This window comes from Bacillus sp. DX4.1, assembly GCF_030348195.1.
Taxonomy (GTDB): domain Bacteria; phylum Bacillota; class Bacilli; order Bacillales; family Bacillaceae_G; genus Bacillus_A.
Window position 1 is genome coordinate 96,004 of sequence record NZ_JAUCFT010000006.1, and the last position, 13,684, is coordinate 109,687.

Consider the following 13,684-nt stretch of genomic DNA (forward strand, 5'->3'; position numbering starts at 1 on the left):
TCTATAGACCTTGGACATACTGATACTATTACTCTGGAAAGGGTGCGTGATTGGTATGGAAAAGGAAAATGTATTCAAATGGAAGCATTACCAGCCTGAGATGATCCTTCTTACAGTGAGATGGTACCTACGGTATAATCTCAGCTTTCGTGATTTGGTGGAAATGATGGAGGAACGGGGCTTATCCGTTGCTCATACAACGATTATGCGTTGGGTTCATCAGTATGGTCCTGAATTAGACAAAAGAATCCGTCGTCATCTCAAGCAAACCAATGACTCTTGGAGAGTCGATGAAACATATATCAAAGTAAAAAGTCAATGGATGTACCTGTATCGTGCTGTCGATTCGAAAGGAAATACCATCGATTTTTACCTAAGCAAAGCAAGAAACCACAAGGCTGCAAAGCGATTCTTCAAGAAAGCTTTGCAGTCTTTTCATATTTCTGAGCCTCGTGTCGTGACAGTAGATAAGAATCCAGCTTATCCTATAGCAGTTGAAGAATTGAGAAAAGAAAAAAAGATGCCATTAGGCATCCAACTAAGGCAAGTGAAATATCTCAATAACATAGTGGAACAAGATCATCGGTTTATTAAAAAGCGAGTTCGTTCGATGTTAGGATTGAAATCCTTTCGCACAGCTACATCCATTATTTCTGGAATAGAAGCTATGCATATGGTAAAAAAAGGGCAACTTGTTTTACTGGACAAGTCTGTCCAAAATCAAGTGAAGTTCATCCATCAACTATTTGGAATTGCTGCTTAAGACTAGATTCCACTAGGAAACTTTTCGCCTCTTTATATCTTTCCTAAGTATTTGCACCAGAACCGGAAATATTAATGATCAGATTCAAAAAGTAATTTCATATTAAATTTCTAGAACCTTCTTCAACTATCGGGCGCTATTCTTTTATAGAGAAAGCGTCTTTTTCTTGTATTTCAAGTGTTCTCATGGTTAAGTAATTTTTCATTTTCTACGATTGTTGAATAACTAGCGTATAAAAGAGACTTCCCTTGAACATAATAAAATCTAGATTAATTGATTCATAGAATGGGAGAGTGGAGAATAATGTTATTATCTGAGGCATGGGAACAGTATCAATTAGATAAAAAAATTGAGGGATATTCACCTCTGACTTTAAAAACATATTGTTTTCAATATAATCTCTTATTACGTTATTTTGGTGACATTAACATGAGTGAATTTACTACAGAAAAACTAAAGGGTTACTTAATTGAGGCAGGAGAACACTTAAAGCCATCTAGTTTAGGACACCGAGTTCGTTGCATCAAATCACTTTTTAGATGGACACATGATGAAGGCTTTATTCTTAAAAACCCTGCTGCTAAATTAAAAGAACCGAAGTTAGGCAAAAGAATCCCAAAATCCCTTTCGGAACTAGAGATTGAACACCTTAGGGAAGCATGTCATAACTCAATAGAGAATGCATTATTTGAATTTTTGTATTCTACTGGCTGCCGTATTGGGGAAGTCGTAAAACTGAATCGTGACGATATTAACTTCTCAACGAATTCTGTCATTGTACATGGAAAAGGTGATAAAGAAAGGGGAGTATACTTTAATACTCGTTGCACCATTTGGTTAAAAAGGTATCTAGATGAAAGAGATGATGAGGAGCCCTGTTTGTTTATTACGGAAAGAAGTCCAAAAAGACGTATGAGTATTGATAACCTAAGATTTATTATCAAACGTATATCGAATCGTGCTGGGATTAAAAAGAGTATTCATCCTCATCAATTACGTCACAGCTATGCTACACATATGATTAACAACGGTGCGCCACTTGAAGTAATACAAAGCTTACTTGGTCATGAGAAGAGTGAAACCACGAGAATATATGCTCAGCTGAGCGGAAAGTTGAGACACGATTTTTATAGTAAATATTTTTGAAAGCTACTGATCTTAATCTTTAATCAAAATCGAGGCGTGCTATATAAAGACGTATCTTTTTGAATTGGGCCAGTTTGTGGAGGATTTTAACAGGTTTTTTTAGAGTTATTATTTTAAAAAAGATTTTGAAGTCTTTTGGTGAAAATTAAATATTAAATCTATAAAAGATGGAGGTTGTTGTGATGTTGAAACTGTTTCAATATAACTGGCAAGTTCGTGATGATTGGTTTACATTGTGCGAAGACATACCGGATGAAGAACTTTTAAAGAAACGGGTCGGTGGGTTCGGCAGTAGCCTACATACCCTATTTCACATTGTAGATGTGGAATATATGTGGATCTTAGGTTTGCGAGGTGAACCAGTGCCTGAGGAGCCATTATTTGAGGATTATGCTAGCTTACAAAAAGTGAAAAATCTTTCAGCTCAATACCATGAGAAAGTGAAGCCATTTGTGACATCTTGGACAAATGAAATGGATTCTCGGAAACTTTCAGAAACTGATTTCAATGAAGAACCAATTAGCTCTAGAGATGCACCAATCAGGCGCCGAGTCATTGAATGTACACACGGAGAGATTATACGTCATGTCATTGTCCACGAAATCCACCATATTGGCCAATTATCTATATGGGCACGTGAAATAGGAAAGGAGCCTGTTTCCGCAAATCTGAGAGGAAGAGGGCTATTCGATAATTAGACTGCCTTTGCCAATTTCACAAACGGGCGCTGTCCTGGAATAAGGATAGGCGCTCATTTTACATTTTAGGGCCCTTTTCTTGAATAAGAGAAGGGATTATTCGTAAGTAAATCGAAGTAAAATCAGAAGATGTTATTTAGTTTATGGTAACTAGAAATGTAGATGGTCTACAGGTTTAGTTTACATAAAGGAAGTTTTTTTTGTAAATGAAGATACAACTCGCGAAATATACGAACTTATGCAAGCGGCAGAGGCGTGAATTACATGATACTAGCAAAAACTATTTTCTAGTAATTGGAAACTATCTGACGGATTAGAGCAAGAACCCTGTCACTCGGCCTATTAGGAGGAGATTGAATTGAAATTATTACAAATTAGACTGTTGGTTAATGATTTTAAAAAAAGCTCCAATTTTTACAAAGATTTATTAGGACTATCAATAAGTTGGTACGAGGAAGAAATGGAATATGCACTTTTCAATAATGGAGAAACGAAAATCGAGCTTTTATCCCGAAAAGCCATGGCAGAAGTGGTCGGAGGGGAAAATTTTTTTTTAGAAGGGGAATCTCAATCAAAATTTCTACTTCAATTTGAAGTAGAAGATGTTGGGTTCTGTTGCAAAGTTTTCGAAACTCAAGTACACTTTGGAAAAAGATGAACGGGAGCGTAACAAATGGGATATTTTAAAGGAAAACAATTCAAACAAGCTATTATTTTAGTAGCCGTCGGCTACTATTGTCGTTTTTCTTTAAGCTATCGCGATGTAACTGAAATACTGAAGGAACGTGGGGTGTCTGTTCACCCAACAACCATCATGCGCTGGGTTCATGAATATGGTAACTTGATCTATCAAATATGGAAGAAGAAAAAGAAGAACGTACACTTATCTTGGAAACTGGATGAAACCTATATAAAAGTCAAAGGAAAATGGTGTTATTTATATCGTGCGATTGATAAAGAAGGCCATACGCTTGATATTCAACTTCGTAAAAAGCGAGATAATCAGGCGGCATATGCCTTTATGAAAAGATTGGTAAAAACTTTTGGGGAACCAACGGTTCTGACAACAGATAAGGCGCCAGCGTTACTTTGTGCATTCAAAAAGTTAAAGGAGAAAGGCTTTTACAAAAGCACCGTTCATTGTACCGTTAAACATATGAATAATCGTATAGAACAAGACCACCGACATGTGAAACGTCGTTTTGCTAGGTCATCGGGATTTCAAACTCTCCGGCATGCTTCTCGTACAATAAAAGGCATTGAAACCATTCATGCCCTATACAAACAAAGGCGAAGTCTTCAAATAGGCTCCGCCTTTTCGGTGTATAACGAATTACAGGAATTATTAATGGTTGCATAACCATTTAACGATGCAACCCTAGATTCTCTATGTTTTGGGTAACTTTGCAACAGAACCCTTGATCTTCAAAGGATTCTCCATTTTTTGCATCGTAATAAGAATATTCACCTGCAATAATATTTGGTCTAGTAATTGTATTTTTAATAAATTGTAAAATGTTATTTCCTTTAATCGGATATTTATCTGTAGGATTCGGTCCATGCTGCTTATTTGATTCCATAGATATTCACTACCTTTCAAGGTTTTTATACAAAGCTTAACCGGCCTAACTTATTGCATTCCTCAGCGAACCACAAGGCCTTGTCAGGTCCTACTACCATACCATGTGGCTCCGCATTTTTCGTAGGAATAGGATATTCCGTAATTTCACCGTTTATTGTAATCCGACCTATTTGATTACTTCCCCATTCAGTGAACCATAAAGCACGATCAGGGCCGGTTACAATTGCGTGTGGACGAGCATTCGGAGTAGGAATGGTAAACTCACTTATTATTCCAGAAGTAGTAATTCTGCCAATTTTATTTCCGTTAATTTCTACAAACCAAAGTGCACCATCCGGTCCATTTGTAATACCCACAGGACCAGCCTGTTTTGTGGGTAACTTATATGTAGTCACTTCCCCGCCTATCGTAATCCGACCTATTTGATTACTCTGATTCTGAGTAAACCATAGAGCATGATCAGATCCAGCCACAATAAAAGAGGGATAAGAATCAGGAACTGGCAAACTATACTCAATAATGTCACCTGATGATAAGATTCTCCCTATTCTATTTCCGTTCATTTCTGTAAACCAAATGTCTCCATTATGTCCTTGCGTGATTCCAAAAGGTCCAGAATCGCTGTTCGGTAGCGTATATTCAGTGATTCCACCTGTTACTGCTAGTTTTCCAATTTTATTTGTCCTATTTTCAGTAAACCATATATCACCCTGATCTGTAGAAGTTATAGATAGCACACCTGCATTGATAGTAGGAAGATCAATATGAGTCACTTTACCATCAACAGTCATTCGACCTATTTGATTCGCTTTATGTTGTGTAAACCATAGGGCACCATCTTTTCCCCTTGTAATTCCATAAGGACCGGAATCCATATGAGGAAGTTCAAATTCTTCAATTTTTATTCTCACGTTAATTCCTCCTTTTTCTTGTATAAAATTATTCTAGTAATTCGTTATAAAATAATTTAATTCCTGCGAAAAAAAGTTTTGTATAAGGTGCATTTTCAGTTAACATAATTCGCTGTTATTGGTAGCAATACAAATAACTCCGTTCGAATAATTTGAAACGGAGTTACTATTAGTGTTGAAAAATTCCTAATCAATTACAGCATTTTATATATTTCAATAAGGTTCCTATCTGGGTCTCGAAAATGTGCAATACGTGATCTCCATTCTTTACGATCGTGTGGTTTAGTAATAAATTCAATCCCATTTTCTCTTAAACGGTTATAAGTCTTATCAACATCTGGTTCTGTTGCAAAGTTACCCAAAACATAGAGAATCTAGGGTTGCATCGTTAAATGGTTATGCAACCATTAATAATTCCTGTAATTCGTTATACACCGAAAAGGCGGAGCCTATTTGAAGACTTCGCCTTTGTTTGTATAGGGCATGAATGGTTTCAATGCCTTTTATTGTACGAGAAGCATGCCGGAGAGTTTGAAATCCCGATGACCTAGCAAAACGACGTTTCACATGTCGGTGGTCTTGTTCTATACGATTATTCATATGTTTAACGGTACAATGAACGGTGCTTTTGTAAAAGCCTTTCTCCTTTAACTTTTTGAATGCACAAAGTAACGCTGGCGCCTTATCTGTTGTCAGAACCGTTGGTTCCCCAAAAGTTTTTACCAATCTTTTCATAAAGGCATATGCCGCCTGATTATCTCGCTTTTTACGAAGTTGAATATCAAGCGTATGGCCTTCTTTATCAATCGCACGATATAAATAACACCATTTTCCTTTGACTTTTATATAGGTTTCATCCAGTTTCCAAGATAAGTGTACGTTCTTCTTTTTCTTCTTCCATATTTGATAGATCAAGTTACCATATTCATGAACCCAGCGCATGATGGTTGTTGGGTGAACAGACACCCCACGTTCCTTCAGTATTTCAGTTACATCGCGATAGCTTAAAGAAAAACGACAATAGTAGCCGACGGCTACTAAAATAATAGCTTGTTTGAATTGTTTTCCTTTAAAATATCCCATTTGTTACGCTCCCGTTCATCTTTTTCCAAAGTGTACTTGAGTTTCGAAAACTTTGCAACAGAACCTAAAGTGGATTCTATTGAGTAATAATGGATATCCAAGATATTAAAATCAACAAAAGTTTTTCATTTTTTAACAAAATATTCAGTTAATAATTTTTTATTCCTATAAATGTATATTCACCTTACATCTAGTTTCAAATATACATAAAATATATTATTTGTGTATATTTATTCTTTTTCGACTTTTAGCAATTAAATGTATCTCTAATTAAATTGTTTACCTCCTCTGTATAGAAATATATACTTTGGAATGTAAGGGTAATATCTTATAAAAATATAAAGGAGGTTTTTTAAATGAAAAAAATGAAAAAGTTGACGAACATTGCTTTAGCTGGAGCTATCGGTTTAGGAGGATTAGGAGCGTTTGCACCAACAGATGCAAGTGCGGCCGAGATCTCTCCTTCTACAACAAATGTTCCTACTAACCTATCTACTGAATTACCTATTAATTTTGTTGAATCTCAATTACCAAAAGAAGCGAAAGCTAGTGCAAATTTAAGTGTAAATGTAGACGTATTGGGTATTGCTAATATGATTAGAGATTCTATCAATACTCAAACTAATCGTTCAGGATTTGTAAAAGGCGTAATGGAATCAGCATTTTATGCTGCAGGTCAACGCTATAATGTTATGGTTTTTAATTTAAATCAAAACTATGATGATCATTTTAACGGTGTTAAATTCTTCGGCACAACGGTATATGATGGAATCACTTTTGGAATTTGGGTATTTGAAGATGGGGAATTTACGAATCAAGGTGATGGCGGATGGATTAACTGGGCATTTAGAGGTTGGTTCGATCGTAATGGTAGCCATGTTAAATTTTATCGTGGATAAAAACAAACCACAAAATCAGCCAATTTTGCGGTTTGTTAAATAAAAAACGTTATTAAACCTAGGAGAATATACTTTAAACTCAACTCCTAGTAAACAGTATAGATGATATTTATTAAAAAGAAAAGCACTCTGAGGAGTGTTTTTCTTTTTTGATTAAAAGTAAATTATTACATATGAATCTTTTCATTCGAAATATCCATTACCTACTAATATTAATGCTTCCAATTGTTTTCGGACTTAAAATTCAACGAGAAAATAAGTATATTATATGGTAGTAAAGGGGGTGATTCGTATGATACCATTTCATCCATGGTTTGTATATTTAAATTTATAAGTTTAGAAAGGATAAAAACTGATATTAGGGGTCACTATACATGCCCATCAAGCTAAGATCTTGAAGTACCCCCTAAACGAAATTTTTACTTTTCTACAGTTATTTATGTGAATTCAACTCGTTTTTTTCGTTTTGGGGGTGATTGATTTCTTAGGTTGATGGCGATGTGGCGAGACCCATTACCTAATATGCAAATATGCAAATATGCAATTTTACATATTTGCGTATTAGGTAATGGTATGTAGAATACTATGTTATTATTTTACAAGCATTTTTAAATTAATCATTTAAAATGTTTAATTTATATAAATCCATTTTAATTTTTCAACATATAAGTCGCTGCTATGCAGAATAAAACATGACATGCACTTGCTTTCTCCTTTTGTTTTAAACCATTCCTGTGGCAGGGAAAGGCGCTTACCGCTTCTATGTATGGCCAGATACTCTCGTCCCCCTAAAAGAAAGGGGTTTTTAGGTCATTTTGTTCAATTTGTATTTATATAAAAACAGTTTACTTTCAGTGAGTTTATCAGATTATAATGAGTTTGTTTAATGGAATAAAGCTATATTATTATACTTTTCGTTGTGTTTTTTTAGATTTAATAATGTATGTACAGTGTTTAACTTAGAATTACTATATGCTAGATTAGAGGTTTACACTCAAAGTCTATAATGTTTTAATGGAAGTAACAGCCATATATATCCATTTCAATTCTTCGACATACCTACTATGCAGAATACAACATGATCTGCACTTGCTTTCTCATTTTGATGTGGTGGGAAAAGTCATGACCGTTTCTATACGCGGTCAGATGCTCCCCTTCAAAATTATATATAGGTATAATTTTGACTTGTATGAAATAAGAGAGGGGGGATAAGTAAATTTAAGAAGTAGCCATAGTAAGAAGAATTATTATTGCATTAACGTAATAAAAGGATATAAAGGGCTAGTAAGGAAATCGACGTTTCGTATGAACGTTAGAATGGATTTAAATGAAAGGACTGATTTATATGAGTAGAAGAAAGAATCATAGATTACAAAAACCAATGAAAGTACTTATGGCATCTGCTGTTTTGACAACGACATTATTTACATCTATGACTGTAAATAGTTTGAACATTCATGCTGAAACTACACAAACCCAGGCACAATATGAAGAGAGAAAGTTTGAACTTCCAAGTACAGGACATTATATGGGTGAAGCAGCAAGAGAAAGAAGAAGTGAGCAACGAAACTATGTGCCAACAGGAATTTATGTAAAACCGAATGAGCAAGTCACAATTGAAGTATCGGGACTATCAGGATTAGAAAAGCTTGGAGCAACTATTGGGACAAATGAATATGATAAAGAAGGGGGAAAAGCATTTCGTCTTTCTCCTGGTTCTAACACCATCTCCTCTCCAAACGGTGGTTTATTAGGGTTTGATAACTCTGAAGGGAAAGGAACTGTTAAGGTGAAAGTAACACAAGGCGGGAGCCCTGTTCCATTCTTTGAATTAGGGAAGCATACGAAAGAGGACTGGATTGCTATGATGGACAAGTATCCAGATGCGCATGCTGTTCAATTAAAGTCAAAGAAAGCAGTACTTACTGTTACTCGTGATAGTGCCAAGAAATATATTGTGGATCAAGATCCTGTTCCCCTATTAGAAAAATACGATGAAATGATTCGAGCGCAAGATAAAATATCGGGACTTTCTGAAACAAGTTCTAATCCGTTACATCGTTCAACTCGCCGTCTTTGGGCTTTTGTAGAGAACCCTAACAACCCACCGGGCATGTACATGTATGCAGGTCGGGATGGAGTCGTATTTACTACTGCTTATGACGCAATTAAAAGTGCTTTAAATGTAAATGAATTTGGATGGGGACAAATGCATGAAGCAGGACACACAAGGCAACAAAACCCTTGGACGTGGGCTTCGAATGGAATGACTGAAGTCACTGTTAATATATATTCCTTAGCTGCACAAAAACAATTATTCCCGAATCAACCAACGCGTTTAGAAAAAGAAGGGGACTACGATAGAGCCTTTGCATACTTAAAACAAGCAGATAAAGAGTATAAAGATATTGATGACTTGTTTGTAAAACTTGTTATGTTTTGGCAACTTCATTTAGCATATGGGGAAGATTTTTATCCGAACCTTCACAAACTATATCGAGAGTTACCAAAGGATAAACTTCCAGAAACTGATGAAGATGAAATACAAGCATTTATTTTCAATACATCGAAAGTAGCGAAACAAAATGTACTTCCATTTTTTGATCAATGGGGACTGAAAGCATCACAAGAAACGAGAAAAAAAGTAGAAGCATTGAACTATCCAACATTAACTGCCCCTATATGGGAAGCGACGGATGCGAAACCTGTTAAACCAATTGCCGCGTATGGCCCAAGAAAATAATGAAAGCAAGTGTGTGATCTAGCTAGTAATGCAATCGATGACAATCCAAATACAATTTGGCATAGCTAATAGGCCTCACCATACATACCCATCGGTTCTGGTGCAAAAACTATAAGGCTCATGTAACGAATCTTCGAAACTTGGACATACTGATACTAGTACTTTAAAAAAGGACGTGATTAGTATGGAAAAGCAAAACTTATTCAAGTGGAAACACTATCAGCCTGAACTCATCTTATTAACAGTAAGATGGTACCTGCGGTACAATTTAAGCTTTCGTAACCTGGTGGAAATGATGGAAGAACGAGGAGTATCAATCGCTCACACAACCATTATGCGTTGGGTTCATCAATATGGGCCTCAATTAGAAGAGAAAGTACGATATCATCTTAAATCAACAAATGACTCATGGAGAGTTGATGAAACCTATATCAAAGTAAAAGGTCAATGGATGTATTTATATCGTGCTGTAGATTCCGAAGGGAACACCATTGATTTTTATCTTAGTAAATCAAGAGATAAACAAGCAGCCAAGCGCTTTTTCAAGAAAGCCTTGGCTTTTTCGTATGTTTCTAAACCTCGCGTGATAACAGTAGATAAGAACCCCGCTTATCCTGTAGCAATTCGAGCGTTGAAAGAAGAAAAGCATATGCCTGAAGGCATAGAGCTAAGGCAAGTTAGATATCTCAATAACATAGTGGAACAAGATCATCGTTTTATTAAGAAACGTGTTCGTTCTATGTTAGGGTTCAAGTCTTTTGGCACAGCTACATCCATTCTTGCAGGAGTGGAAGCTATGCATATGATTAAAAAAGAACAGATTGATTTACGGGATCAGTCTGTCCAAAACCAGAAAGAATTCATCCATCGATTGTTTGGGCTTACAGCATAAAATAGAATTCCGCTAGAAATATAGAACCTAAAAGTCTATAATAGCAGTGCATCTCGCATATGTGTAGCTTTAGAATAAAGATTGATCAAATTAATACTAATAGCCTTGATAAACAAGCAAAAAGAAAGAGCGTGTTTTGAAAAAAGATTAATCAAAACACGCTCTTAATATATTTTATTGAATCATTCTTTTATAAAAAAGTTTGATCATTTCTATGATATTTCCTCCATTAAAGCGCCCGATTGCGGAAGATCAAGAAAATGATTATGATTGCTGCTTATAGCTTGTTGAACTAACGCACCCGTTACTTTAAGTGAATTGATTCACAATCTTACTGGGAATTTACCTAAAAAAGCTGAATTAACTTAATAAAAAAAGGACTCCCTTTTTGGGAATCCAATTCATTCAGTGTCACTTTGGTTAAAGTCTAATCTTCTCGGTTCGCAACACTGTCATTAGCCTCATTGGCACCTTCGCCGACTTTGTTACCCATCGCTCCTCCTGCAACAGCTCCTGCAACGGTACCAAGTGGACCAAGAACAGAACCCAAAGCAGCTCCAGCGACAGCACCGACACCAGTTCCTACCGCTTCGCCAGCATCATTATCGACACGGTTACGTTCGTTTTTATCAGCCACTCATCTCACTCCTTATTTAGAATAGGCAAGTGCTTTCCAGCACAATATCTTACATATTTTGCCCTATAAGGACAGATTTATGTGAAGTTTAAATCTGTCCTTAAAACTTTGCAATTTTCACTATCCTTCACGTTGTACAATAAGAAAAGCTGCCATAATGACAGCTAGATCTTAAACTATTGCAACCTTTAGTTCAAGTAGTACTAGTGCAACTTTTATTTATTCATCTACTCCTGCATCTATTTTCCAGCTATTTTGCAACTTCCGGATATAAATGATCTGGCCAATATGATATGCGTTATGAGTTGACACATTTCCAAGTATTGCCCACCATTTCACGTGTCCAGGATAACCATTAACTTCTCTCTCAACTTTTTCTTCAGATAATAACTCTTGCCAACGTAAAAGCACCTCTAATAGTTGTTTTTTTAAGGCAGCAAAAGTATGATTTTCAGGAATAATAAAGCTGTTATTATTATTTCCTATTGAAGGCACAGCATCAACGTGAGATTTTTGGTACCTTGTTTGCCATGTTTGATTCCAATATAGTAGATGCTGCACAATTTCAGCAATACTATTACTTTCTTCGTTTGGCGTCCAAAATGCATGTTCCTCAGACAATCTTTCTACTGAATCTGAAAATGGTAGGTACCAACTTGGGTCATTAGCATTTGCCAACAACTGATCCGATAAAACATCTTTTGCATGAGCCATAACCAACACTCCTAATTGTAGCTTTATAATAAAGTTTGATCAAAAATACCTCGCAAACCCATATTTTACGTTAAATTAATAGAACCCGTTTTGAAAAAAGATTGATCAAAACGGATTCATTCTATATGAAAAATTATACAATATTTATAAAAAAGTTTGATCATTTTATAGATGTGAAATTCCACAATCGCTCCCTATTGTTGAAGATCGATTAATTTAATTCAACTGGTGTTTATTGCATAACTTTCATAAAGTGTCTTATCGGCAAAAAAGGTTGGATATCTAAAAAAGTACCTAACCTTTTTTGTTACCATAACGAGTTATAGGCAGTTGTTATTTTATCATATTTTATTTTTCAGGTTTTCTAGATTGTCTATATCTCCATTTACTATCAAACCAATATGATCAGAAATAATTTCAATATCTAAATCCCACCATTTTATTTCTAGCAATTTGCTAATGATTTCTTCTGAGAAACGGGTTTTAATTTTCTTTGCAGGATTTCCTCCAACAATTGTGTATGGTTCTACGTCTTTAGTAATAACTGATTTGGCTCCTATAATAGCACCATCACCTATGTTGATTCCAGGCATAATGACCGTATCCATCCCAATCCAGACGTCATTTCCAATTATCGTGTCCCCTTTAAACGGCAATTGATCTAGCGTTGGTGTGTATTTCTCCCAACCTTGTCCAAAAATATTGAACGGATAAGTGGAGAAGCCATCCATCCTATGATTAGCTCCATTCATAATAAACGTTACACCGGGTGCTATGGCACAAAATTTCCCTATAACAAGTCGATCACCAAAAAATTCGTAATGATACAACACTTGATCTGGTTCTGGTGCAAAAATAAAATAAAAGAGAATAAAGCGCATATATTCCTAACGGAATCGTATCTTATGCTGCAAGTCCAAACAATTGATGGATGAATTCTTTCTGATTTTGGACAGACTGATCCCGTAAATCAAGCTGTTCTTTTTTAATCATATGCATGGCTTCTACTCCAGAAAGAATGGATGTAGCTGTGTCAAAACATTTGAACCCTAGCATAGAACGGATTCGCTTCTTTATAAAGCGATGATCTTGTTCTACTATGTTATTCAAGTACTTTTGTTGTCTAAGTTGCATACCATCAGGTATGCTTTTTTCTTTTTTCAACTGTTCAATTGCTATAGGATAAGCCGGGTTCTTATCGACTGTTATAACACGTGGCTTTGAAACATGAAAAGACCGCAAAGCTTTCTTGAAAAAGCGCTTTGCAGCCTTCTGGTCTCTTGTTTTGTTTAGGAAAAAATCAATTGTGTTTCCTTTTGAATCAACAGCACGATACAAATACATCCATTGACCTTTTACTTTGATATATGTTTCATCGACTCTCCAAGAGTCATTTGTTTGTTTGAGGTGACGACGGATTCGTTTGTCCAATTCAGGACCATACTGATGAACCCAACGCATAATCGTTGTATGAGAAATGGATAAACCCCGTTCTTCTAGCATTTCCACCAAATCACGAAAACTAAGGTTGTACCGTAGGTACCATCTTACCGTTAACAAAATAATATCAGGCTGATAATGCTTCCATTTGAATACATTTTCCTTTTCCATACCAA

Annotated in this window: 13 protein-coding genes and 3 pseudogenes; 8 read left to right on the forward strand and 8 right to left on the reverse strand. The window is 35.7% G+C overall.

The features are described 5' to 3' along the window. The first annotated feature begins 55 nt into the window (after positions 1 to 55). The 5 genes from QUF99_RS00635 to QUF99_RS00655 all read left to right on the forward strand — a co-directional run bounded on the left by QUF99_RS00635 (position 56) and on the right by QUF99_RS00655 (position 3,967). Positions 56 to 763, forward strand: a complete 708-nt coding sequence (locus QUF99_RS00635) for an IS6 family transposase (RefSeq protein WP_289368062.1) — start codon at positions 56 to 58, stop codon at positions 761 to 763. A gap of 303 nt (positions 764 to 1,066) precedes the next feature. Continuing rightward, on the forward strand, positions 1,067 to 1,909 hold the full coding sequence (gene xerA / locus QUF99_RS00640; RefSeq protein WP_289368064.1) for a site-specific tyrosine recombinase/integron integrase: 843 nt from the start codon (positions 1,067 to 1,069) through the stop codon (positions 1,907 to 1,909). 182 nt (positions 1,910 to 2,091) lie between these two features. Further along, a complete protein-coding gene (locus QUF99_RS00645; RefSeq protein ID WP_289368066.1) occupies positions 2,092 to 2,607 on the forward strand; it encodes a DinB family protein in 516 nt (171 codons plus the stop codon). 358 nt (positions 2,608 to 2,965) lie between these two features. Next, positions 2,966 to 3,265, forward strand: a complete 300-nt coding sequence (locus tag QUF99_RS00650; RefSeq protein WP_289368067.1) for a VOC family protein — start codon at positions 2,966 to 2,968, stop codon at positions 3,263 to 3,265. Between the two features lie 15 nt (positions 3,266 to 3,280). Next, positions 3,281 to 3,967 (forward strand): IS6 family transposase, encoded by a 687-nt coding sequence (locus QUF99_RS00655; RefSeq protein ID WP_289368069.1) that lies wholly within the window; start codon positions 3,281 to 3,283, stop codon positions 3,965 to 3,967. Positions 3,968 to 4,025: 58 nt separating this feature from the next. Here QUF99_RS00655 and QUF99_RS00660 read toward each other — a convergent pair. The 4 genes and pseudogenes from QUF99_RS00660 to QUF99_RS00675 all read right to left on the reverse strand — a co-directional run. Further along, positions 4,026 to 4,187 (reverse strand): annotated as a pseudogene (locus QUF99_RS00660) (acetyltransferase); the annotation flags it as partial. A 25-nt stretch (positions 4,188 to 4,212) separates the two neighbouring features. After that, positions 4,213 to 5,100: a Vgb family protein gene (locus QUF99_RS00665; protein ID WP_289368072.1), complete on the reverse strand. Its 888-nt coding sequence runs from the start codon at positions 5,098 to 5,100 to the stop codon at positions 4,213 to 4,215. Between the two features lie 194 nt (positions 5,101 to 5,294). After that, positions 5,295 to 5,438 (reverse strand): annotated as a pseudogene (locus tag QUF99_RS00670) (VOC family protein); the annotation flags it as partial. 58 nt (positions 5,439 to 5,496) lie between these two features. Further along, the gene (locus tag QUF99_RS00675; protein WP_289368069.1) at positions 5,497 to 6,183 is read right to left on the reverse strand and encodes an IS6 family transposase; all 687 of its coding nucleotides are present in this window, start codon (positions 6,181 to 6,183) and stop codon (positions 5,497 to 5,499) included. 356 nt (positions 6,184 to 6,539) lie between these two features. Between QUF99_RS00675 and QUF99_RS00680 the strand changes: the two genes are divergently transcribed. The 3 genes from QUF99_RS00680 (at position 6,540) to QUF99_RS00690 (ending at position 10,717) form a co-directional block, all read left to right on the forward strand. Further along, positions 6,540 to 7,082 (forward strand): stress protein, encoded by a 543-nt coding sequence (locus QUF99_RS00680; RefSeq protein WP_286125565.1) that lies wholly within the window; start codon positions 6,540 to 6,542, stop codon positions 7,080 to 7,082. A 1,345-nt stretch (positions 7,083 to 8,427) separates the two neighbouring features. Continuing rightward, positions 8,428 to 9,825, forward strand: a complete 1,398-nt coding sequence (locus QUF99_RS00685; RefSeq protein ID WP_289368073.1) for a M60 family metallopeptidase — start codon at positions 8,428 to 8,430, stop codon at positions 9,823 to 9,825. Between the two features lie 184 nt (positions 9,826 to 10,009). Beyond that, complete coding sequence (locus tag QUF99_RS00690; protein ID WP_286125523.1) at positions 10,010 to 10,717, forward strand: IS6 family transposase; 708 nt, start codon at positions 10,010 to 10,012, stop codon at positions 10,715 to 10,717. A gap of 427 nt (positions 10,718 to 11,144) precedes the next feature. Here the strand turns inward: QUF99_RS00690 and QUF99_RS00695 are convergent, their stop codons facing one another. The 4 genes and pseudogenes from QUF99_RS00695 to QUF99_RS00710 form a co-directional block, all read right to left on the reverse strand. Then, a complete protein-coding gene (locus QUF99_RS00695) occupies positions 11,145 to 11,354 on the reverse strand; it encodes a glycine zipper domain-containing protein (RefSeq protein ID WP_248733400.1) in 210 nt (69 codons plus the stop codon). A gap of 219 nt (positions 11,355 to 11,573) precedes the next feature. Continuing rightward, positions 11,574 to 12,068 (reverse strand): DinB family protein, encoded by a 495-nt coding sequence (locus QUF99_RS00700; RefSeq protein ID WP_105585721.1) that lies wholly within the window; start codon positions 12,066 to 12,068, stop codon positions 11,574 to 11,576. A 341-nt stretch (positions 12,069 to 12,409) separates the two neighbouring features. Then, a pseudogene (locus QUF99_RS00705) lies at positions 12,410 to 12,904 on the reverse strand (CatB-related O-acetyltransferase); the annotation flags it as partial. 67 nt (positions 12,905 to 12,971) lie between these two features. Continuing rightward, positions 12,972 to 13,679, reverse strand: coding sequence for an IS6 family transposase (locus QUF99_RS00710; RefSeq protein ID WP_002187387.1), 708 nt, complete (start codon positions 13,677 to 13,679; stop codon positions 12,972 to 12,974). Positions 13,680 to 13,684 lie beyond the last annotated feature (5 nt).